At 66.1% G+C, this 21,356-nt stretch carries 17 protein-coding genes; 9 read left to right on the forward strand and 8 right to left on the reverse strand.

Annotated elements, in window-relative coordinates:
- Positions 1 to 26: 26 nt before the first annotated feature.
- Both FIU66_RS11670 and FIU66_RS11675 read right to left on the reverse strand, forming a co-directional pair.
- Positions 27 to 1,346 (reverse strand): sugar transferase, encoded by a 1,320-nt coding sequence (locus FIU66_RS11670; RefSeq protein ID WP_167622925.1) that lies wholly within the window; start codon positions 1,344 to 1,346, stop codon positions 27 to 29.
- Between the two features lie 226 nt (positions 1,347 to 1,572).
- The gene (locus tag FIU66_RS11675; RefSeq protein ID WP_210254090.1) at positions 1,573 to 2,889 is read right to left on the reverse strand and encodes an O-antigen ligase family protein; all 1,317 of its coding nucleotides are present in this window, start codon (positions 2,887 to 2,889) and stop codon (positions 1,573 to 1,575) included.
- Between the two features lie 277 nt (positions 2,890 to 3,166).
- Here FIU66_RS11675 and FIU66_RS11680 point away from each other — a divergent pair, with 277 nt between their 5' ends.
- From FIU66_RS11680 to FIU66_RS11720, 9 genes are all read left to right on the forward strand, one after another.
- Positions 3,167 to 4,252, forward strand: a complete 1,086-nt coding sequence (locus tag FIU66_RS11680) for a polysaccharide biosynthesis/export family protein (RefSeq protein ID WP_167622927.1) — start codon at positions 3,167 to 3,169, stop codon at positions 4,250 to 4,252.
- On the forward strand, positions 4,249 to 5,196 hold the full coding sequence (locus FIU66_RS11685; RefSeq protein ID WP_167622928.1) for a glycosyltransferase: 948 nt from the start codon (positions 4,249 to 4,251) through the stop codon (positions 5,194 to 5,196). Before FIU66_RS11680 ends, FIU66_RS11685 begins: the two co-directional genes overlap by 4 nt.
- On the forward strand, positions 5,193 to 6,320 hold the full coding sequence (locus FIU66_RS11690) for a glycosyltransferase family 4 protein (RefSeq protein WP_167622929.1): 1,128 nt from the start codon (positions 5,193 to 5,195) through the stop codon (positions 6,318 to 6,320). Before FIU66_RS11685 ends, FIU66_RS11690 begins: the two co-directional genes overlap by 4 nt.
- Before the next feature lie 76 nt (positions 6,321 to 6,396).
- A complete protein-coding gene (locus FIU66_RS11695) occupies positions 6,397 to 7,512 on the forward strand; it encodes a glycosyltransferase family 4 protein (RefSeq protein WP_167622930.1) in 1,116 nt (371 codons plus the stop codon).
- A complete protein-coding gene (locus tag FIU66_RS11700) occupies positions 7,509 to 9,647 on the forward strand; it encodes a hypothetical protein (protein ID WP_167622931.1) in 2,139 nt (712 codons plus the stop codon). Before FIU66_RS11695 ends, FIU66_RS11700 begins: the two co-directional genes overlap by 4 nt.
- Positions 9,648 to 9,696: 49 nt before the next feature.
- Positions 9,697 to 10,815, forward strand: coding sequence for a GDP-mannose 4,6-dehydratase (gene gmd, locus FIU66_RS11705; RefSeq protein ID WP_167622932.1), 1,119 nt, complete (start codon positions 9,697 to 9,699; stop codon positions 10,813 to 10,815).
- Between the two features lie 18 nt (positions 10,816 to 10,833).
- The gene (locus FIU66_RS11710; protein WP_167622933.1) at positions 10,834 to 11,805 is read left to right on the forward strand and encodes a GDP-L-fucose synthase; all 972 of its coding nucleotides are present in this window, start codon (positions 10,834 to 10,836) and stop codon (positions 11,803 to 11,805) included.
- Between the two features lie 43 nt (positions 11,806 to 11,848).
- Positions 11,849 to 12,655, forward strand: a complete 807-nt coding sequence (locus FIU66_RS11715) for a WecB/TagA/CpsF family glycosyltransferase (RefSeq protein ID WP_167622934.1) — start codon at positions 11,849 to 11,851, stop codon at positions 12,653 to 12,655.
- 450 nt (positions 12,656 to 13,105) lie between these two features.
- A complete protein-coding gene (locus FIU66_RS11720) occupies positions 13,106 to 15,154 on the forward strand; it encodes a DUF4082 domain-containing protein (RefSeq protein ID WP_167622935.1) in 2,049 nt (682 codons plus the stop codon).
- A 92-nt stretch (positions 15,155 to 15,246) separates the two neighbouring features.
- Here FIU66_RS11720 and FIU66_RS11725 read toward each other — a convergent pair whose 3' ends face one another.
- The 6 genes from FIU66_RS11725 to FIU66_RS11750 all read right to left on the reverse strand — a co-directional run bounded on the left by FIU66_RS11725 (position 15,247) and on the right by FIU66_RS11750 (position 21,061).
- Entirely contained in the window at positions 15,247 to 16,044 is a 798-nt protein-coding gene (locus tag FIU66_RS11725; protein WP_167622936.1) for a Crp/Fnr family transcriptional regulator, read from the reverse strand.
- A 173-nt stretch (positions 16,045 to 16,217) separates the two neighbouring features.
- Positions 16,218 to 17,420 carry a DegT/DnrJ/EryC1/StrS aminotransferase family protein gene (locus FIU66_RS11730; protein WP_167622937.1) on the reverse strand — a complete coding sequence of 401 codons (1,203 nt, stop codon included), beginning with the start codon at positions 17,418 to 17,420 and terminating at the stop codon, positions 16,218 to 16,220.
- Entirely contained in the window at positions 17,417 to 18,412 is a 996-nt protein-coding gene (locus FIU66_RS11735) for an SDR family NAD(P)-dependent oxidoreductase (RefSeq protein ID WP_167622938.1), read from the reverse strand. Before FIU66_RS11735 ends, FIU66_RS11730 begins: the two co-directional genes overlap by 4 nt.
- Positions 18,409 to 19,542, reverse strand: a complete 1,134-nt coding sequence (locus FIU66_RS11740; RefSeq protein ID WP_167622939.1) for a DegT/DnrJ/EryC1/StrS aminotransferase family protein — start codon at positions 19,540 to 19,542, stop codon at positions 18,409 to 18,411. Before FIU66_RS11740 ends, FIU66_RS11735 begins: the two co-directional genes overlap by 4 nt.
- Entirely contained in the window at positions 19,539 to 20,558 is a 1,020-nt protein-coding gene (locus tag FIU66_RS11745; RefSeq protein WP_167622940.1) for a Gfo/Idh/MocA family protein, read from the reverse strand. Before FIU66_RS11745 ends, FIU66_RS11740 begins: the two co-directional genes overlap by 4 nt.
- Positions 20,555 to 21,061 (reverse strand): acyltransferase, encoded by a 507-nt coding sequence (locus FIU66_RS11750; RefSeq protein WP_167622941.1) that lies wholly within the window; start codon positions 21,059 to 21,061, stop codon positions 20,555 to 20,557. Before FIU66_RS11750 ends, FIU66_RS11745 begins: the two co-directional genes overlap by 4 nt.
- Positions 21,062 to 21,356: the final 295 nt, after the last annotated feature.

Consider the following 21,356-nt stretch of genomic DNA (forward strand, 5'->3'; position numbering starts at 1 on the left):
GGTGATGATCGGCGGCCGGGCAAGGCCTAGAAGGCCCCGCCCCGCCCCAGCACGGCGCTGAAGGTTCGCAGGAAGATCGACAGGTCGCCCCAAAGGCTGCGGCCCGAGATGTAGAAGTCGTCCAGTTGCTGCTGCACGCCCAGGTCCGCGTCCCCGCGTTCCGATATCTGCCACAGCCCGGTCAGGCCGGGGGTGACCGTGGCCCTTCTGGCGCGGAAATCGGCAGGCATGGCGGACAGATGGTAATCGGGAAATGGCCGCGGTCCGACCAGGCTCATCTCGCCGCGAAGGATGTTCAGCAGTTGCGGCAATTCGTCGAGGCTGCTGGTGCGAAGGAAAGGCCCGATGACCGGCAGAACCCGGGGATCGTGGCGCAGCTTGAAGTGAGTTTCCCATTCCTCGCGGATCGCGGGATCCGTCTCGATCAGGCGGGCCAGCATCCGGTCGGCGTCAAGATACATGGTCCGCAGCTTCAGCATCGCGAAGGGCCGTCCGTCGCGCCCGTCGCGGTGCTGGACATGGAAGGCTGGTCCGGGATCGACCATCCGGACCGCCAGGGCGGCCAGGGCCACGATGGGCAGCGCCACGATGCCGACGGGAATGACGACGGCCAGGTCGATCCCGCGCTTGATCCATCGCGATATTCCGTCCCGACGGGCCAGCGTGATCTGGGTGCCGATCGCGCCGTCCTGCCAGGCAGGATGGATGCCTGTCATTGTCGTGCGCGGCAGATCATGGACCAGGACGACCTGGGAATAGGTCCGCGCAAGCCGTTCAAGCTGTTCCGGGCTTGGTGCCGCCGCATCGGCCCACAGGACCTTGACGGCCCGGCTGTCGGGATCAGGGTCAAGGCCCGTGTCGGGATTGGCGTGAAGCCAGCTTCGCAAGCCCGCGACCCTTGCCGGATCGCCGGCAAGGTGAACCGCCTCGCCCCAGTGGCCCGACCGCCGGAGGATCGTCCGAAGGATGCGACCGCAGACGGCCTGGGCGATGGCAAGGGCAAGAAAGGCCAGAACGAAGCGCGTGATCTCGTCCGTGTGAGGGTCGGCAAGGACCAGGGCGCTGATCAGGGCGATGCAAAGGCTGGCAAACCAGGCCTGGACCGCCTTGCGCAGCCGCGCCTCGGGGTGAAGGCCGAAGCCGGGCAGCGACCCGAAGGCCCAAAGGCAGGCCAGGAACGCGCCGCCAGCCAACAGGATCATCCGGCCCTCGGTGCCTGCCCCCGCTGCAAATGCGGAAGCGGCTGCGCCGCCGGTCAGCGCGACGATGCAAAGTGAGCGCGCAACCGCACTGCGGTCGCGGCGGGTTCGGTGAACGCGCATGTCGTGGAACACGGCGTCCGACATGGTCTTGACATCTGGCAGGGCTGTCATCGGATGGGGTGCCTGACTGGAAACGGATACGGCAACAGGAAACTTGTGAAAGACAGGGCGCGGGTCGGACCGGCATCTGCCTATGCCCACCGTGGCGGGAGGTCCGTTCTCTGCAAAGCTGGCTTTATGGTCGTCCAAATCGCAAAAGGAGTACGAGAAGCGCGCGTCCAGGCTGATTCCAACCACCGTTAGGTCAGGGTCAGATCGCCGTTGCGACAATCCGGGCCGGTTCCGGCACCGGATGCCGCAAGGCCGCATGGCGGCACGAGATGCTGATGACCGAGGCCGAATAAAGCAGCCACAACAGGTCGTTCTGCTTCAGGAAGATGCTTTCCGACAGGTTGAGGATCAGCGAAATGCAGACGATCAGCACCGGCAGGATCCAGCCTTCGCCCGGGGCCATGCTGCACAGGGTGACGCCCTGGGCAACGGCACGGAAGGTCAGCGCGATCAACAGCAGCAGTCCGACCGAGCCAAGGCCCAGCATGGTTTCCCGATAGCCGTTATGGGCATTGGGCGCCTGCCAGCCCTGCGATTCCCAGATGCTCCAGACTGCCGGATTGCCCTCGGTCCAGAAGACGCCATAGCCATGCCCCAGAAGCGGGTGGCGCGAGATCTCGGCGTCGATCATGCTCCACAGCGGCACCCTGCCCGTCAGGGTCGGATCCTTTCCAAGCGCCTCGAGCAGGGGACCGAATCCGACCGCCAGCAAAAGGGCAAGAAGCGGGATCAGCAGGATCAGCCCCAGCACCACGGCCAGCCGCGTCCTGCCCTGCAACCGCGCCACCAGAAGCACCACGCGGGACACGACCACCGCGGCGAAGGCGGCAAACAGGCTGGTGACCGAGGTCGACAACAGCAGGGCGGCCAGGCCCGCGACCAGCAGCAAAAGCCCCGTCCTGCGCATCCGGGCCGAGACATCAAGCCGCGCCGCAAGCCCAAGGACCACCGTCAGGCAGGCCACCCAGCCCAGCACGTTCTTGTGCAGGAAAACGCCGCGCAGCGCCCCGTCCTCGGGCATCAGCGCCCGGCCCGGCAGAACGGCCATCGCAACCAGGCTGAGAAGGGTCGCCCCGCCCAGGACCCAGGCCAGGACGACAAGCTGCTGCCGGGGGGTGAAGCGCGTGGCAAAGACAAAGGCCACCGCCATCGACAGGGTCAGCGCCACGGCCCGGCGAAGGGTGATCGATGGGCCGATGGACCAAAGGATCGAGGCCAGCGGCAGCAGGATCAGGGTCATCAGCAGGACATTGTGCTGCACGCCCCGCAGGACCGCAGCGGGGCGCAGGGCCACCAGCCCCAGGCCGATGACATAGCTGGGCGCCGCGATCATGCGCAGCTTGGCGCGGGCAGCCTCGGTCAGGCTGCCGTCGGCTTGCGACAGCAAAAGGGGAAACACCGCGCCGGACAAAAGCAGCATGGCCACGAAGATGCCAAGCAGTTCGATGCGACGCAGAAGCCGGGCATAGGATTTGGTTTGGGGCACCGTCAGGCCCTCGTGCAGCCACCACGCCATTCCACACGGTTGCCCGCCCGACGGAAATGCAGCCTTTTGACGAACCCGATACCCTTCCGGGGAAGAAGACGGGATCGGTCTCGCCGGATGGACCATGCAAGGCGGCCCGCTTGTGCGAAAGGATCCGTTCCGCCGCCCCGCTTCTCGCCCGATCCTTACCCCATGGGTCCAACGCAGGAGCGATGTGGTGCGGAGCTTTTCTGGATCGGCAGGGGCAAGGCGGACCTACCGCGCCGCGCTGTTCGCGCTGTGCCTGGGATGTTGCCCGATGGCGGCTATGGCCCAGGTTCAGCCGGGCGACACCCTGCGCGTCGAGGTCTTCGACGCCCCCGAGTTTTCGCGCGAAGGCATGGTGGGGCAGGATGGGGCCATCGCCCTGCCCCTGGTGGGGCGGATCGCGGTGGCGGGCATGGACCTCGAGGCTGCGGGCCGGGCAATCGAGGGGGCGCTGAAATCCCAAGGGTTGCTGACCACGCCCCGGCTGATCGTCGAGATTGCGGTGCATCGCCCCGTCTATGTCGGCGGCAGCGTCCGCGAACCCGGGATGATCGCCTTTGCCCCCGGCCTGACGGCGCGGCAGGCGATCATCGCGGCCGGCGGGATGGGCACGCCGGGCGATACCGATGCCGAGAAGGCCCTGTCCTCGGTCGCGCGTCGGGAAGCCGTGGTCTTCGAACTGTCGCAGCTTACCGAACGCATTGCCCGGCTAGAGGCCGAGATTGGCGACGGCACCGGCAATGCACGGGACATCGGGGCGGAGGCCGCCTTTCTGCAGGACCGGCTGGATCGCCGGGAACAGCGCGAACTGCATACCAACCAGCTGCTGACCCTGATCAAGTTCGAAATCGACACGCTGGATCGCCAGTCGGTGCTTCACGAGGCAGAAGCCGCCCTGCAGCAATCCGACATCGAGGATGCCCGGTCCTTGGTACAGCGCGGCCTGGCGCCCAGGACCCGGCTTCAGGAACTGCTTCGCCAGATGTCCGAACTGAACCGCGACCAGCTTGAAAACCGGGCCTATCACGCCCGCGCCCAGCAGGGTGCCGAGACCGCCCGCTATGCGCTTGCCGATGCCATCGCAGCCGAGCGCGAGGCGGCGCGGACCGACCTGGCGGCCGCCAAGGCCTCGCGCGCCTATCTTCTGGCGGAATTGAAGGAACTGGACCTGCAGATCCTGCCCCTGCGCATGAACCTGCAAGGATCCCGCGCGGCCAGCCCCCAGGCCCGGATCCAGGTTCACAGATCCTCGGGCGGCGAGACCCGGATGATCGAGCCTTCGCTGGATGCCCCGCTGGAGCCGGGCGATGTCCTGGAAGTCAGCCTGGTCCTTTCCGATCCCATGACCATCGAGCCCGGCCAATGACGGTTCATCCGCAGATCAGCGTTGTCATCAACAACTACAACTATGGCCGCTACCTGCCCGACGCCATCGATTCAGCCCTTGCCCAACGCGATGTGCAGGCCGAAGTCGTTGTTGTCGACGACGGCTCTACCGACGATTCCCGGCATGTCATCAGCGCCTATGGCGACCGGATCCGTGCGGTGTTCCAGAAGAATGGCGGGCAGGCTGCCGCCCTGAACGCCGGCGTCGCGACGGCCACCGCCCCGCTGCTGGCCTTTCTGGACGCGGATGACTGGTGGCAGCCCGGCAAGCTTGCCGCCGTTGTCGCCGCCTTTGGTCGCGCGCCGGATGCCGGCCTTGTCTATCACCGCCTGCAGCCCACCCACCTGGACGGAAGCAAGGCCTTCGCCGCGATCCCGCGGTCGCTGTGCCGGGGCGACCTGTCGCGGATGCTTGTGGCAAGCGGCGGATGCTGGCCCTTTCCGATGACCTCGTCCCTCAGCGTCAGGCGGTCGGTATGGGACCGGGCGGGCAACATTCCGGCCGGCTTCCGCATCTCGGCGGATGCCTGGATCACGGGCGTGCTGCCCTTCCTGGCACCCGTGGTGGCGCTTCCCGACGCCTTGGGCGCTTACCGCATCCATGACAATGCCTGGTACCGCAGCAGCCCGGACGATGCGATGCTGGCCCGGCGCATTTCCCATTGGGAAGAAACCGTCCGGGTCACCAACATCTTCCTGGCTGCCCAGGGCCGCCCCGAGCGACTGGATGTCGCGGATCATTTCGAACGTGCCATGGCGCTGGCGCGGCTGGATCATCCAAAGGCACCCGGCCGGCTTGCCCTGTTCATGCACGCCCTGCGCGACGCAGGAGAGCCGCATCCGCTGAGGCGTTTGCGCACGGCGCTGCGCATCATGGCTGCCGCCCGTGGCGCAACGGGACAGGCCGAGGTGGGCACATCATGAGGGTCACCCTGATTTCGTCCGAGCCGGTGGATTACACCATCGCCTTCGCCAATGGCCTTGCGCCCCATGCCTCGGTGCAGGCCATCCTTCCGGTCTCGCGCTATGATCGGTTGCGCCAGTGGTTCGATCACCGGGTCCAGCTTCACCTTGTGGACTGGCCCCGCACCCGCAGCCCGCTCAATCCCCTTTTCCTTGCAGGGCTGACGCGCAGGATCGGCCGCACATGCCCAGACGTCGTTCACCTTCTCAGCAACACGACGCTGTGGCTGAACGCCGCCGCGCCCTTCTGGCCCTGGCCCCTGGTGACGACGGTGCATGACGTGACGGTGCATCCGGGTGATCGGGACACGGCGCGCCTGCCGTCCTGGGCGTCGGGGATGATGGCAAGGCAGTCGGACCATCTGGTCGTTCATGGCGAACAGCTGCGCCAGGCGGCAGCGACGCAGTTTCGCAAGGATCCGCATCGGGTCCATGTCCTGCCCCATCCTGCGATCGACCGCTATGCCCGGCTGGCGGCCCGGCTGGGCCTGTCCAGAAACGCCCCGACCGGGCAGTTCACGGTGCTGCTTTTCGGCCGGATCTATGCCTACAAGGGCCTGCAAACCTTGCTGCGGGCCGAACGGCTGCTGCGGGACAAGCTGCCGGGCCTGCGCATCGTCATTGCCGGGCGCGGCGACGACCCCTGGTCCCTGGCGTCCGAGATGGGCGACACCAGCCGCTACGACATCCGTCGCGGCTTTGTCGAGGACCACGCGGTCGCACAACTGTTCACCGATGCGGACCTGGTCGTCCTGCCCTATGACGAAGCCTCGCAAAGCGGCGTGCTCCATCTTGCGGGATCCTTCGCCAAACCCGTCGTCGTCACCGATGTCGGGGAACTGGCTGCCACCGTCACTCCGGTCGGAATGGGCATGGTCGTCCCGCCCAAGGATCCCGCCGCACTGGCCGATGCCCTGCTGCGCCTGGCGCGCGATCCCGACCTGCGCCTTGCCATGGGCGCGCGCGCCCATGACTGGAGCGTGGGGCCGAACTCTCCCTGCACCATCGGCGCACATGCAATGACCATCTACAACGATTCGGTCATCCCTTCGGCTCAACCCTGGCCGAAAGGAGGCATCGCGTGACCTCGCATCGCAGTTGCCCCAAATCGGCATCAGCGTCGTGATGGAGGGGCATGGTTCCAGCCCGAAGTTTCAAGCAATGTCGTTCCATCAACCACACCACCGCCAGAAGATTCCCGTTATCCGCCACCACGTCGCGGGCGGCACGGAACATGGCGGCGGCATCGGCCGGCTGGTCAGCTATGTCCTTGCGACGGATGGGGGGCGCCTTCGCCACAGCGTCTGCGACACGCGCGGCAGCAAATGGCGCCCCTTGGGTTCCAGCTTCAGGCTTGTCGCGGCGATGATGGCGATGGCCTTGTCCGCGTCCGACACCGTCCAGCATCTGCATATCGCGGGCCGGGGCAGCACGCTGCGCAAGCTGATCCTGGGATGCTGGGCCAACATGCTGGGCCGACCCTATGTCCTGCACCTGCATGACTACGATTACGCCGCCGACCTGGATCGCCGTCCGGCGTGGCAGCAAAGGGCGATCGGGCGGCTTTTCACAAGGGCGGCCCAGGTCATCGTGCTGGGCCAGCGCGACGCGGCAACCGTGACCGGCAGGCTGGGGGTCGATCCCTCGCGGGTGGTGGTCCTGCGCAACTGCGTTCCCGATCCCGGCCGGCGGCAACGCCCGGGCTCCGCCGGAACACGCATCCTGTTCCTCGGCCGCCTCAGCGCGCGCAAGGGCGTGCCGGAACTGGTCGAGGCCCTGGCCCGGCCCGAGCTGCGGGACAAGCCCTGGACTGCGGTGCTGGCCGGCGACGGCGAAGTGGACGAAACGCGCCGGGCCCTCGCCCGGCTGGGCCTGTCGGACAAGGTGCGCCTTCCCGGCTGGGTGGACGCCGCGGCGGCACAGAAGCTGCGCGACGAGTCCGATATCCTTGTGCTGCCTTCCCATGCCGAAGGCTTCGCGATGTCCGTCCTTGAAGGTCTGGCGCAGGGCATGGCGGTCGTCACCACCCGCGTCGGCGCCCATGACGAGGTGCTGGAGGACGAGGTGAACTGCCTGCTTGTTCCACCCGGCGACGTGACGGCCCTGGCCGCGGCGCTGCGGCGCCTGATCGACGACGAAGGCCTGCGCAGCCGCCTGGGGCAGGCAGCCCGCCGGCTTTATGAAACCGACTTCAGCATGACCAGATACCTGCACCGGCTCGAAGCACTGGATGCCAAGGCCATTCCTCAACCCCCCTTGTTCGGGAAGCTGCCATGACCGGGATCGTCAAGCTGCCCTTCCCCCAGCCCGTCGAGATGGGCGCGCCATCGCAGATGCCCGAGGCCGACGGCACGGATGTCTGGCTTGCGGCATGGCGGATGATCCGCCGCCGCCTGTGGCTGATCGCATCACTCGTGACCCTGATCTGCCTGCTGGCGCTTCCGGCGATCCTGGCCTTGCCCAAGCTGTACCATGCCGAATCCAGGGTGATGGTCACGGCCTCTCCCGCCCTTGCCCTGGCCGCCGAGGACGGCCGCGCCGTCCCGCCGCCCACGCTGGATACCGAGATCGAGCGGATGCTGTCCAACGAGGTGATCGACCAGGTCATCGCGGACCTGAAGATCGCCACCTTGCCCGAGTTCGATCCCGAGCCGGGCGCTCCCGCCCTGCTGCAGCGTCTGGACGCAATGGCCGTCGCCTGGGGCATCAGGCCCGCCCGCCCCGCAGCCGAGACGGTGCAAGGCGGAGGCCCCGCCGAGGAGGTTGCGCTGCGCCAGCGCTTCCGCGACAGGCTGACGGTGGCGCGCCAGGGTTCCGGAACCGTTGTCACCATCGGCTTCACGTCGCGCGATCCCCGGCTTGCCCAGGATGTTCCCACGGCCCTGCTGGATGCCTATCGCAGCCAGTCCCGCTTGCGGCATCAAGAGGACGTCCGCCAGGCCGGTCTTTGGATGAGTGCCGGGATCGAGGCGGGCCGCGCCCGCATGGCGGAAGATCGCGCCGCGCTGGACGACTTCATGGAAAACTCCGGCCTGGCCGAGGAAGAGGCCGAGATACAGCGCCGGCTGGCGCTGATCGAGACGCGCCAAAGCGATCTGGAACAAGAGCGGTTCTTGACCCGCGCCGAGATGCAGTCGGTCGCGGCAGCCATAGCGGATCGGGGGCTGAGCGCCACCGACGAACCCGAACCCCTGCAGCGCCTGCGGTGGGAACTGGCCCAGGAACGCCGCGAGATGAACAGGCTGAGCCAGATCTATGGGGATCGGTCGACGCAGGTCACCGAGAAGGTCCAGCGCGTCACCGCGATCGAGACTATGATCGGCGATGAATTGCAGGCCCGCCTTCAGGTTCTGCGGCAGCGGGCCGAGGTCCAGGATGGCCAGGCCCGCCAGTTGGCCCAGGACGCTGACGGGGTGCGGATGGACCTGGCGGCGGCGCGGACGGCGGCCCCGGTCGCGCAAACCCTGACAGAGACGCTGCAGCGCCAGCAGCAGGCCCTGTCGCGGATGGAGGATCGCTACGACGCGCTGATGGCGCAGGGCAACGTCGTGCCGGTGGTGCTGGATGTCCTGCATCCCTCGACGCTGCTGAAGGGCACGGTCGGCCCGTCGCGCAAGCTTTTGCTGGCCGCCACCGCAGTCGGTGGCCTGTTCCTTGCCCTGTTCGCCGCGGCAGTGGTCGAGATGCGCGACACGACGGTAAGGGGCCACGAACAGCTGGCCCTGGCGACGCGGCACGTGCCGGTCGGCCTGTGGCCGCGCTTTGCCCAGCCGGAACGCCAGGGTCTGCCTGCGGCAATTGCAAAGCGCCAGTCGAACCGGGGCACGGACAGGCTGCGGGATGCGATCCTGATGCTGGAATGTGCGAATGGAGGACGCTTTCCCAAGATCCTGACCGTCACCGCGCCGGATCCCGGAGACATGGCGGATCCCGTCGCCGAATGGCTGGCCCTGGAGCTGGCCGCACAGGGTCGCAAGGTCCGGCTGGTCAAGGCCAGGGGCGGCGAGGCACCGGGGACGACCCCAGCAGCCCCCCTGTTGCTGGGCGCCGCATCCGCCTCCGAGCCTGAACGCGTCCTGCTGTCCGATCCCGCCTGGCGCGACGAAGGCGACGGCCTTGCGCTTCCGCGCAGGCTGGTCCAGCAGGCGCAGCGCGAGGACGTGCTGACCATCATCGATGCGCCCCCGATCCTGTCCGGCAGCGGGCTGCGCACGGCCCGCGAGGGCGGGGAAGTCCTGCTGGTGCTGCGGTGGGGTCATAGCCGCCGCAAGGCCGCCGAACTTGCCTCGGCCCTTCTGGCGCGCATCGGTGCGACCCAGGTCCATACCCTCATCACCGATGTCGATCAGCGCCGCCACCGCCTTTACGGCTTTCAGGACCGGCTGAGCCTGTCGTCGCAGGCCCGCAGCTGAGACCTGCCCCACCATCCACCATCCGCTACAGAAAAGGGAGAGATTTATTGTGAAACGCGCCCTCATCACCGGGATCACCGGGCAGGATGGATCCTATCTGGCCGAGTTCTTGCTGTCGAAAGGCTACGAGGTCCACGGGATCAAGCGCCGGGCATCACAGTTCAACACCCAGCGGATCGACCACATCTACGAAGATCCGCACGAGCCGCGGGTCCGGCTTCGGCTGCATCATGGCGACCTGTCGGACGCCTCAAACCTGACGCGGATCGTGGGCGAGGTGCAGCCCGACGAAATCTATAACCTGGGCGCGCAAAGCCATGTCGGCGTCAGCTTCGAGGCGCCAGAATATTCGGGCGACATCGACGCGCTTGGCACCCTTCGCCTTCTCGAGGCGATCCGCCTGCTGGGGCTTCAGGATCGGACGCGGTTCTACCAGGCCTCGAGTTCAGAACTGTTCGGCCTGGTCCAGGAAACCCCGCAGCGCGAAACGACGCCCTTCTATCCGCGCAGCCCCTATGCGGTCGCCAAGCTTTACAGCTATTGGATCACCGTGAACTATCGCGAGGCGCATGGCCTGTTTGCCTGCAACGGCATCCTGTTCAACCACGAAAGCCCCCGGCGCGGGGAAACCTTTGTCACGCGCAAGATCACCCGCGGCTTGGCCCGCGTCGCGCAGGGGCTGGAACCATGCCTTTACCTGGGGAACCTGGATGCCCTGCGCGACTGGGGTCACGCCCGCGACTATGTCCGCGCGCAATGGATGATGCTGCAGCAGGACGCGCCCGAGGATTTCGTCATCGCCACGGGCCAGCAGAACTCGGTCCGCGAGTTCCTGGTCTGGACCGCGACCGAGCTGGGCATCACCCTGGCCTTCGAAGGCTCTGGCGTCGATGAGACTGCGCGGGTCGTCGCTGTGTCGGGCAATGCCGCGCCGGCGCTTCGGCCGGGCCAGGTCATCATGCGGATCGATCCCCGATTCTTCCGTCCCGCCGAGGTCGAGACCCTGCTGGGCGATGCCAGCCGCGCGCGGACGCGATTGGGATGGCGTCCCGAGACCACCGCCCGAGAGATGTGCGCCGAAATGGTCGCAGCCGACCTTCTGGATGCGCGCCAGCAGGTCCGGCTGAGGCAGGACGACATGCCCGCTGCCGTTGCCGCTGGTCTTTAGCCCCACACGGAGAAGCACATGACACGGATCTTTGTTGCAGGGCATCGCGGGATGGTCGGAAGCGCCATCCTGCGGGCCCTGGAAAAGCGTCGCGCCGACGGCCAGCCGATCACCTTGCTGACCCGCGACAGGGCGCAACTGGATCTTTCGGACCAACGCCAGGTGGGGGCATTCCTGCGCGAGGCGCAGCCTGACGTGGTCATTCTTGCGGCTGCAAAGGTCGGCGGGATCCATGCCAATGCCACCTACCCGGCCCAGTTCCTCCAGCAGAACCTTGCCATCGCGACAACGGTGATCCACGCGGCGCATCAGGCCGGGGTCCAGCGGATCCTGCAACTGGGATCATCCTGCATCTATCCCAGGGACACGCACCAGCCCATTGCCGAGCATCAGCTTCTGACCGGCCCGCTTGAGCCAACGAACGAGGCCTATGCCATTGCCAAGATCGCGGCGATCAAGCTGTGCGAAAGCTACAATCGCGAATACGGTCGCGACTACCGGTCGCTCATGCCCTGCAACCTTTACGGGCCGGGCGACAACTTCCATCCCGACAATGCCCATGTCATGCCCGCCCTGATGCTGCGCTGCCACGAAGCAAGGATCCGCCAGGATCCGCAGCTGACCGTCTGGGGCACCGGCCTGCCCCGGCGCGAATTCCTGCATGTGGACGACCTGGCGCGTGCGGCGCTGTTCGTCCTGGACCTGCCCGTCTCGGCCTATCGGACCCATGTCCAGGCGACCGTGTCCCATGTGAACGTCGGCAGCGGCCGCGACATCACGATCCACGACCTGGCGCACATGATCGCGGATGTCACGGGCTACAAGGGCGCGATCCGCATGGATCCGTCCCGCCCCGACGGCACGATGCGCAAGCTGCTGGACATCTCTCGCATCACCGCGATGGGATGGAAGCCCCGCATATCGCTGCAGGACGGGCTGGCCGACACCTACCGCTGGTTCACCGACAACCACGCGCTGATCCGAAGCTAGCACGACCACAGACGATGATCCGACCTTAAGCCCGAGGTGCAGAATGCAGGCCCATCACAAGACCGGCCGACAGGACGAGACCCAGACGATCAACCTGTTGGGGGTGCGGGTTTCCGCCTTGGACCTGCCAATGGCGGTCGAGCGGATCGAAGCCGCCGTCCGCGACAGGCAGCGCGGCTTCGTGTGCATCTGCGGCGCGCACGGGCTTGTCGATTCCCAGTCCGACGCTGTTTTGAAAGACGCCTACAACAAGGCGACGCTCGTCACCCCGGACGGAATGCCCCTTGTCTGGGAACTGCGGCGGCGCGGCTATGGCTGGGCCGGGCGCGTCTATGGGCCGGACCTGATGCTTGAACTGTTCGGGCGCGGGATGCGGCACTATCTTTATGGCGCGACCGAGGACACGTTGCAGCGGCTGACCAAGCGCCTGAAGGCACGCTTTCCCGATGCGCAGATCGTCGGCCACCATGCCCCGCCCTTCCGCCCCCTGACCCCGGATGAGGAGAAGGACGTGGCGGCAAGGATCAACGAGGCACGGCCCGACATCGTCTGGGTCGGGATCGGCGCGCCAAAGCAGGAACGGTGGATGGCCCAGATGCGCGGCCGCCTTGAAGCGCCGATGCTGATCGGCGTCGGCGCAGCATTCGACTTTCACGCCGGCCTGCAGAAGCAGGCACCGGGATGGATGCAGCGGTCGGGCCTGGAATGGGCCTACCGCCTTCTGTCCGAGCCCCGGCGCCTTTGGCGGCGCTATTGCCGGGTGGTGCCGGGATATCTGTACCTGCTTGCGCTGCAGCGCAGCGGATTGCGAAGGTTTCCCGTCGACGCGACAGCCGGCACCAGGCATTAGGTGGCGCGGATCAGCCTTCAGCCCCCGGTGGAAAGCCCTTTGTCATCAGCATCATGGTGCCGAGCAGACAAAATGGCGGCGAACTTGCAGAACAGGCAATGTTTGGCCTTTCGCAGCCCTGCTAAACTATTCCGTTCAGATACAATGCCTTGAAAACATTCCGGTTGGGTCATGTGGAAGCTGTGGATAACACTCGCCGCCGGCATGATGACCGTCTGGCAGATTCCCGCTTGGGGTGATCAGCATGATCCGGCCCATGCCAAAACAAGGATTTGCCGCGAACTGCCTTCATGGTCGGGGACCGTCAGCCGAAATCCGCTCGGCAGCCTGTTGCCGCAGTGCAAAAACCGAAGCCTTTACGGGGATGCGCCAGCAGCGGCAGGCATCCTAAAAGCTTCAGGACAACCCGGAGCCTCCGGGGACGCATCCAGAAGTAAAGGCAAAGAACCCATGGCAACCTATTTTGTCGCTACGAACGGTAGCGATGGCGCAACTGGCAGCGCTTCCCAGCCCTTCCGCACGATCCAGCACGCGCTTGACGCGAGGCTTGCACCGGGCGACGAAATCGTCGTCCGCGCGGGAACCTATAACGAAGCCCTGCACATCAACACGGGCGGGTCGGCCGCCGGTAACGTCACACTGCGCGCCGAGACGCCGGGAACCGTGACGATCAATCCGCCGTCCAGCGGCTGGAACGGCATCAGCATCAACGACGACTATGTCACGGTGCAGGGCTTCAAGATCAACAACGCCCGGGGCGACGGGATCGAGGCGAACGGCGTCCACCACATCAACGTGCTGGACAACGTCATCCAGGGCAGCGGCGAATCCGGCATCCAGTTCAACCAGTCCGAGTTCATCCGCGTCGAAGGCAACACGACCTTTGACAATGCCTCGGACGGCTGGTTCTCGGGGATCTCGATCTACCAGAACCGCAACATCACCGGCGACACGACGACCGGCGGGTTCCGGACCATCATCCGCGACAACACCTCCTATGGCAACGTCACGAAATCCGGCCAGCATACCGACGGCAACGGGATCATCATCGACGATTTCCAAAGCACCCAGACCGGCGGCCATCCCAGCTATACCTATCCGACACTTGTGGAAAACAACCTGGTCTACCTCAACGGCGGCAAGGGCATCCAGGTCACCTGGAGCGACAATGTCACCGTTCGCGGCAACACGGCCTGGCACAACAACCAGGACAACCAGAACACCGGCACCTGGCGCGGCGAGATCAGCAACTCGCAGTCCAGCGACAACACCTTCGTGAACAACATCGCGGTCGCCGATCCGTCGGTGAACAGGAACAACACCGCGATCGACAACACGTCCTACGGCGGCTACACGAATGACGGCGTGGTCTGGGCCAACAACCTGACCTATGCCGGGACGAACGGCGCGCCGTCGGTGCGCACCGACGGCGGCAACAAGGGCCTGTCGGCTGCGGATGGCAACAAGCTTGGCGTGGCGCCGGGCTTTGTCGATGCCGCCAACGGGGACTTCCAGTTGACCAAGGGCTCGGCCGCCATCGACGCGGGCACCTCGGCCTTCGGCCTGGCCCAGCACGATCTGGACGGCGCGGTTCGGGTCAAGGGAACGGTTGACATCGGCGCATTCGAGGCGGGCAGCGGTTCGGCCGAGCCGCAGCCGCAGCCGCAGCCCCAACCTCAGCCCCAGCCCCAGCAGCCTGAGGACGAGCAGAAGCCGTCGCCCGCTCCTGCGCCGCAACCGCAACCGCAGCCGCAGCCGCAGCCTGTCGAGCCAAAGCCCGGCCAGGGCAACGACGTGCAAGGACTGTGGGATGACGCCGACACCGCCAAGGTTCGGGCCGATGCCGACAACCGGGCGGTCGAACTGGGGATGAAGTTCACCGCCGACGCCCCCGTCGAGGTCGAAGGCCTGCGGGTCTACATCGCCTCTGAGGCTGCCAACGTGAAATCCGTCAGCCTCTGGTCCGAGGATGGCGATCTGATCGCAAAGGCAAGGGTCAGCGACGTCGAGGGCAAGGGCTGGCAAGAGGTCAGCTTTGACAAGCCCGTCGTGCTGGAGGAAGGCGAAGACTATGTGGCTTCGTATTTCACCAGCAACGGTCGCTATGCAGCCACGTCGAACTATTTCACCGCGGATCGGGATCTGGGCCCGGTATCGGTCGAGGCGAACGCAGGCGTCTATTCCTATTCCGACCGCGGGGGCTTCCCGCAGCAAAGCTTCAAGGGCAGCAACTACTGGGTTGACCTGATGCTGAAGGATGCGGACCAAGCCGCCGCGCAGCAGGACGAGTTCGTCTTTGCCGCCAAAGACAATCAGGATGCGTCCGGCGCGAACCAGGCCGATGACCTGGCCGACCTGGCCCAGGTCGCCGATGCGGATCTTGCGAAGCAGGCACAGGTGGATCACCATCAGTGGGACGCAAGCGCAGCCAACCACGACGGCTTCGACTGGGCCGAGTTCCAGCAGAACTGGCAAGCGACGCTGGACCACGCGGCCTGACAGGCACGCATCAACCCCTGCACACGGGAAGGGCGCCCCGCGCCCTTCTTCTTTTGCGGCATGGCCAGGAATGCCGGCCGCCCCAGCCTGTCTCAGACGGTCTTTGCGCCGATCTGCGTCACCCTTGACCCCCACCTCCATCCATTGTCGGCAAGCTCGCCCTCGCCGCTGTCGCTGGACAGCTTGGCCTCGTCGAACAGCCTTGCCAGATCCCTCACGCGCAGCGTGTCCGGTGTCAGCAAGGCAATGGCGCCGTGTTCGTCAAGCTGGTGCATGACGCGGCTGAGCGTTTCGACCGTCATGTCCAGAAGCGATGCAAGATCACGGCGGGTCAGCAGGATCTGGATATGCTTGTCTTCCGCCGGGCCAGGCTCGCAACAGATCTGGGCAAGAATCCAATAGGCAATGCGCTGCAAGGCGTTGCGCCCCCGCAGCGACAGCGCCGAGAACTGGGCTTCGCGCAACTGTCCCGCAAGCGTGTCCGACAGGCCCAGCAATTGGGTGTTGTCGGAACCACCTGACCGCAGGACGGAATCGGGCGTCAGCCAGCAGATCCCCGCATGGGTCGCTGCCCCCCAGGAAAAGGCGCTCTGGCCCAGCCAGGGATCGCCGACCAACTGGCCTTCATGCAGGATCTGCACGATATAGCTGTCACCATTGCCGCTGGTCATCGACACCTTGACCAGCCCCGATACGATAAGGCCGATCCTGCTGTCGGCATCCCCCTGGGCGATGATCTCGGTCCCGCGCGCATATCGGGCGACGGTTCCGCGTTCGAACGATCCATTGGCTGCGGCAGGTTCCGCCGGGTCGCGGTCGTCATGCCGAAGGGGCGAACGTCCCGAGGGTTGACGCCGCGGCCTGAACGCGTCAGCGGCATCGGGCTTCATCCTGGGTTCCTCCTCTGCTGTCCGTCCGAACCGGAGATCTGCCAAAGAGTGCTTCTTGATCCTGCCTCACCGGTGGAAAAAAACCAAATGTCCATTAGGATAGGGCAGATGCCCGGATGGGGCCCTGGCACGGGCCAGGCGGCAACCGCCTGCAACCCGCACCGCGGCTGCGGTCAGGAATGGGACTGGACCGGCTCTCGGGACAGGACGTCTGCCCGGGGGCGGCTGCCGTGGAACTGCGCAGCCAGGCCATCGTCCAGGGCCGCCAGAACCTCATCCTGTTCGTCGTCGGTCATCTGCGCGTAAAGCGGCAGCAGGATCGTCTGGTCGCGGGCCTGTTCCGACCGCGGCAGGGCAAACCGGCGAGGCAGGTCCATCTGCGCCTCTTCCTGGTGCATGTTCATGATCCCGCGTCGGGTCGCTATGCCCCGGTCAAGCATCGACTGCATCAACTGCCGCTGGTCCAGCCCCGGCGCCAGGGCCACTGCATAGCTTTGCCAGTTCGACGATGCCCAGTCCGGCTCTGCAGGCCGCGTGACCCCGGACATCGCCTCCAGTGCCTGGTGGTAACGATCAGCCAGCCTGCGGCGTTGGGCGATGATCTGGGGCAGCCGGGCCAGCTGTTCGATCCCGATGGCGGCCTGGATGTCCGTCATGCGGTAATTGTAGCCCCGGACCGGGTAATCCTCGAAGATCACGCTGGCGCTGGCGTGGCGCTGGCGGTCGGAAACCGACATGCCATGCTGGCGCCACAAGCGGAACTTGGCGTCCAGGCCGGCACGGGCGGTGGTCAGCATCCCCCCCTCGCCCGTGGTCAGGACCTTGCGCGGATGGAACGAGAAGCAGGCCACGTCGCCGATCGGATAGCCGATCTGCCGCCAGGCATCGTCCATCCTGATCTGTGATCCTGCCGCGCAGGCGGCATCCTCGACCACGGCCAGGCCATGCGCGCGTGCAATCCGCATGATGGCGGGCATGTCGCAGGGCATTCCGATCTGGTGGACGCAGAGGATGGCCCGGCTGCGCGGCGTCACGGCAGCGGCGATGAGGGTGGGATCCATGTTGTAGCCACCGGCCTCGATATCGACGAAGACGGGCGTCGCACCGCATTGCCGGATCGCATTGGCGCCCGCGATGAAGGAATGCGACACCGTTATGACTTCGTCGCCCGGCCCCACATCGACGGCCAGAAGCGCCAGATGCAAGGCGGTGGTGCAATTTGACACGGCACAGGCATGGGGGGCGCCGGTCAAGCGGGAAAAGGCGGCCTCGAACTCGGCCACCTTCGGCCCCTGGCTGACCCAGCCGGACAGGACGGTATCATAGGCGGCGTTGGCCTCGGCCTCGCCCAACAAGGGCTTCGCGATCGGGATCATTCCGCCACCGCCAGGTCAAGGGCGCCTTGCGCGCGCCACCAGTCGATCAGTTCTGCCAGCCCCTCGGCCAGCCCGATCCGGGCGCGGAAGCCCAGGTCGTCGGCCGCCGCCTGGCAATCGGCAAGGCGCCGGGGCACGGGGTTCACCGCGCGTTCGGGCATGTGGACCGGCACCAGATCGGGCCGTCCCATCTGGGACGCCACAAGACGCGCCAGTTGAAGAAGCGAGGTCTCGGTCTGCGAGCCGACATTGTAGACCCGGTCCGTCGCCGTGCTTTCCGCAGCCAGGATATTGGCCCGCGCCACGTCGCGGACATGGATCATGTCCAGGGTCTGCAAGCCGTCGCCGAACACAAGCGGCGGCTGTCCCTGGGCGACGCGTTCCATCCACCGGACCAGCACCTCGGTATAGCGTCCATGCAGGTCCATGCGGGGGCCGTAGACATTGAAATAGCGCAGGGCGACATAGTTCAGCCCATACATGTCGTTGAACGACCGCAGCAGCCCTTCACCCATGGTCTTCGCCGCGCCATACAGCGTCCTGTTCGCATAGGGCGGGTCGCTTTCGGGCGTCGGGAAATGCGGCGCAAGCCCATAGATCGAGGCTGACGAGGCCATGACAACCTTTCCGACCTTGTAGCGCACGCAATCCTGCAACAGGTCATAGGTCGCCTGGACCATCACCTCCATCGCCTCGTCAGGCTCGGCGGCGCAATGCGTGATCCGCAAGGCGGCCTGGTGGAAGACGACTTCGGATTCGGCCACCAGCGACTGCATCAAGGCGCGGTCCCGGATGTCGCCCGACACAAGGCGGACCCGTCCCGTCTGCATGGCCGCGGCCAGGTTTTCCGGCCGGCCGCGCACCATGTTGTCGATCACCACGACCTGCGCCGCCCCCGCTTCGACCAATTGGTCCACCAGGTGAGAGCCGACAAAGCCGCTGCCGCCGGTCACAAGCACATTGGCACCGGCAAGGATCGTCTGGTTGCTCATGATGCCATCTCCATAGGCGGGTTGGTGGTTTCCAGCCGCTCGGCGCAGGCATTCACGGCGTCGATGACGCGGCCGATCTCGGGTCCGGTCAATTCGGGATAGATGGGCAGGGACAGCGTGGTGCGGGCATATCGCTCGGCCACGGGGAAGCTGCCGGGTCCGGCCGCCAGGTCGGCATAGGCGGGCTGCAGGTGGACGGGCCGAAGATAATGGATGTTCGTGGCGATGCCCGCATCCGCCAAGGCCTGGCGCAGGGCATCCCGCTGGGGATGGCACAGGGCATAGACATGGCGCACATGGTCCGCCGGTCCCGCAGGCGAAGGCCGTTCCACCGCACCCGACAACCCCTCGTCATAGGCCTGCGCCACCCGACGGCGGGCTGCGTTCCAGCCGGCCAGATAGCGCAGCTTGACGTCCAGGACCGCGCCCTGAACGGCATCCATCCGCAGGTTGTATCCGCGCAGCTCGTGGACCGAACGCTCGCGCTGCCCCCAGTCGCGCAGCATCCGCAGCCGCTCGGCCAGGGCATCGTCGCTGGTGGTGATCGCCCCACCCTCGCCCGCGGCGCCGAGGTTCTTGCCAGGATAGAAGCTGAAGCAGCCCATCGCGCCAAAGGCGCCGGCGCGGACCCCGACGCGTTCGGCCCCATGGGCCTGGCAGGCATCCTCGATCACGCACAGCCCGTGCTTTTCTGCAATGGCGCCGATTGCCGCCATGTCGGCAAGGCGACCGTGGAAATGGACCGGGACGACGGCGCGGGTGCGCGGCGTGATCGCCTTTTCCAGCTTCTCGGGATCCATGGTCAGGGTGCGGGGATCCACGTCGACAAGAACCGGCGTCGCCCCGCAATAGGCGATGGCAGCCACCGTCGCGACAAAGGTGGTGGGCACCGTGATTACCTCGTCGCCCGGCTTGATGCCGGCCGCCAGCAGGGCCAGTTGCAGCGCCGCCGTTCCGCTGCTGACGGCGATCACATGCCGGGCGCCGCAATAGTCGGCAAAGTTCCGTTCGAACCGTTCGACCTGCTCGCCCAGGACATATTGCCCGCTGCGCAGGGTGGCCAGGACGGCGCCCTCAAGCTCGTCCTTGATGTCGCCATATTGCCGCCGCAGGTCCAGAAACGGGATCATGATGCCACCTTCAAGTTCACAAGATCGATCGGATGACCGCGCAGCTCGGTCGAACGGGTAGCCGCGGCCAGCATCTCGACGATGCGCAGGCCGGCCAGCCCGTCCGTCGCCGGCGCGCTGCCCTGCTGGATGCAGTCCGCAAAGATTTCCACCTCGGTCAGCAGCGCCTCCTTGGAGGACAGCGCCGGGGCGTACATGTCGCCGATGCGATAGGACACCAGATGTTCGTAAGGGCCGCTGCCGCAGCTGGCGCCCCGGTCATAGACCCGCAGCTTTTCGCTGGTCTGCATGTCGTCATACAGGACCATCTTGCGGCTTCCCCCGATCAGGGTCTGCCTGATCTTGACCGGCGCCAGCCAGTTGACGTTCAGATGCGCCAGTGCCCCGTTGCCATAGTGGATGTTCAACTGCGCCATGTTGTCCGGGCGACCGGCCAGGAAGCCCGCGGAACTCGCCGAGATGGCGACCGGCCGCTGGTCCAGAAGGTGATCCAGGATCGCCAGGTCATGCACGGCCAGATCCCAGATGACGTTCACGTCGCGCTGGAACAGCCCCAGGTTCACCCGCGTCGAATCATAGTAGTAGATGGCGCCCAGAACATCCTCGCGCACCAGACGGGAAATCGCCTGCACGGCCGGGGTATAGACGAAGGTGTGATCCACCATCAGCGTCAGCCCCCGCCGCGCCGCCTCGTCGACCAGATGCCGCGCTTGGTCGACATCATCGGTCATCGGCTTTTCGACCAGGACGTGCTTGCCCGCCCTCAGCGCCGCAAGGGCCAAGGCGTAATGGGTCTGGACCGGCGTCGCGATCATGACCGCATCCACCGCCGGATCGCGCAGCAGTTCCTGCAGATCCGTCGTCAGTCTGGCTGCAGGGTGGCGCAACGCCGCGCGGGCCAGTGCATCGGGCGACTGGTCCGCGATCATCGCGACCTGGGCCACCCCGCTTTCCGCGACGGCGCGCGCGAGGTTCGGCCCCCAGTATCCATAGCCGATGACGCCAACATGGATCATGTCCTTGCCTCCAGGGATTCGGTCCGCTTTGCGGCGGATGCGCCACGGGAAATGATCCGCGCCGGCACTCCGGCCACCATGGCGTGGTCCGGCACGTCCCGGGTGACGACGGAACCCGCCCCGACGGTGGCGCCGATGCCGATGGTGATCCCCGGCAGGATCGTCGCATTCGATCCGATATTGGCGCCATGCCTGACGCGGGTGCCTTCGCAGACCCAGTCACCGCCGCCCTTGAGGCTTCCATCGGGATTGACCGCCGAGGGATAGCGGTCGTTGGTGAACATGACCCCGTGGCCGACGAAGACACCGTCCTCCAGCGTCACGCCTTCGCACAGGAAGCTGTGCGAGGATATCTTGCAGCGCGCGCCGACCGAACAGCCCGCCTGTATCTCGACAAAGGTTCCGATCCGTGTTTCCTCGCCGACGCTGCAGCCATACAGGTTCACGAGATCGGGGTGGTGAATCACCGCGCCGCTGCCGATTGTGCAATCTTTTATCGCCAAGGAAACTCTCCGCTCTGCTGCGGCAGAATCTGGTGACCCATGCCTTCCCGAAGGATTGCTGCGAAGTCAGGGACGGAAAACTGTCCGAATGGGCATTGCGCATCATCCGAATGCATGGCGGCCCGCGAACCATCTGGCCATTTTGATCCGGCAGGCAGGGCAACGAGGGATGGCCAGGCCCCGGATGACCTTCCTCACCTATGGCGGGCCTTGCGGCGACCGCCTTATGATCCCTTTACCGCCCGGCCATGCGCGGCAATTCTGCATCAAGGCGATGCAACCGACGGAGGGGATC

The sequence above is a fragment of the Paracoccus sp. AK26 genome, from assembly GCF_011801365.1.
Classification (GTDB): domain Bacteria; phylum Pseudomonadota; class Alphaproteobacteria; order Rhodobacterales; family Rhodobacteraceae; genus Paracoccus; species Paracoccus aerius.

What these genes read in the sequence shown, in the direction of transcription:
- FIU66_RS11735 (WP_167622938.1), bottom strand. Translation starts at nt 18,412, where the DNA reads ATGAGCAACCAGACGATCCTTGCCGGTGCCAATGTGCTTGTGACCGGC.
- FIU66_RS11690 (WP_167622929.1), top strand. Translation starts at nt 5,193, where the DNA reads ATGAGGGTCACCCTGATTTCGTCCGAGCCGGTGGATTACACCATCGCC.
- FIU66_RS11680 (WP_167622927.1), top strand. Translation starts at nt 3,167, where the DNA reads ATGGCCCAGGTTCAGCCGGGCGACACCCTGCGCGTCGAGGTCTTCGAC.
- FIU66_RS11745 (WP_167622940.1), bottom strand. Translation starts at nt 20,558, where the DNA reads ATGATCCATGTTGGCGTCATCGGCTATGGATACTGGGGGCCGAACCTC.
- FIU66_RS11700 (WP_167622931.1), top strand. Translation starts at nt 7,509, where the DNA reads ATGACCGGGATCGTCAAGCTGCCCTTCCCCCAGCCCGTCGAGATGGGC.
- FIU66_RS11730 (WP_167622937.1), bottom strand. Translation starts at nt 17,420, where the DNA reads ATGATCCCGATCGCGAAGCCCTTGTTGGGCGAGGCCGAGGCCAACGCC.
- FIU66_RS11685 (WP_167622928.1), top strand. Translation starts at nt 4,249, where the DNA reads ATGACGGTTCATCCGCAGATCAGCGTTGTCATCAACAACTACAACTAT.
- FIU66_RS11695 (WP_167622930.1), top strand. Translation starts at nt 6,397, where the DNA reads ATGTCGTTCCATCAACCACACCACCGCCAGAAGATTCCCGTTATCCGC.
- FIU66_RS11720 (WP_167622935.1), top strand. Translation starts at nt 13,106, where the DNA reads ATGGCAACCTATTTTGTCGCTACGAACGGTAGCGATGGCGCAACTGGC.
- FIU66_RS11725 (WP_167622936.1), bottom strand. Translation starts at nt 16,044, where the DNA reads ATGAAGCCCGATGCCGCTGACGCGTTCAGGCCGCGGCGTCAACCCTCG.
- FIU66_RS11710 (WP_167622933.1), top strand. Translation starts at nt 10,834, where the DNA reads ATGACACGGATCTTTGTTGCAGGGCATCGCGGGATGGTCGGAAGCGCC.
- FIU66_RS11740 (WP_167622939.1), bottom strand. Translation starts at nt 19,542, where the DNA reads ATGATCCCGTTTCTGGACCTGCGGCGGCAATATGGCGACATCAAGGAC.
- FIU66_RS11675 (WP_210254090.1), bottom strand. Translation starts at nt 2,889, where the DNA reads ATGGCGTGGTGGCTGCACGAGGGCCTGACGGTGCCCCAAACCAAATCC.
- FIU66_RS11670 (WP_167622925.1), bottom strand. Translation starts at nt 1,346, where the DNA reads ATGTCGGACGCCGTGTTCCACGACATGCGCGTTCACCGAACCCGCCGC.
- FIU66_RS11715 (WP_167622934.1), top strand. Translation starts at nt 11,849, where the DNA reads ATGCAGGCCCATCACAAGACCGGCCGACAGGACGAGACCCAGACGATC.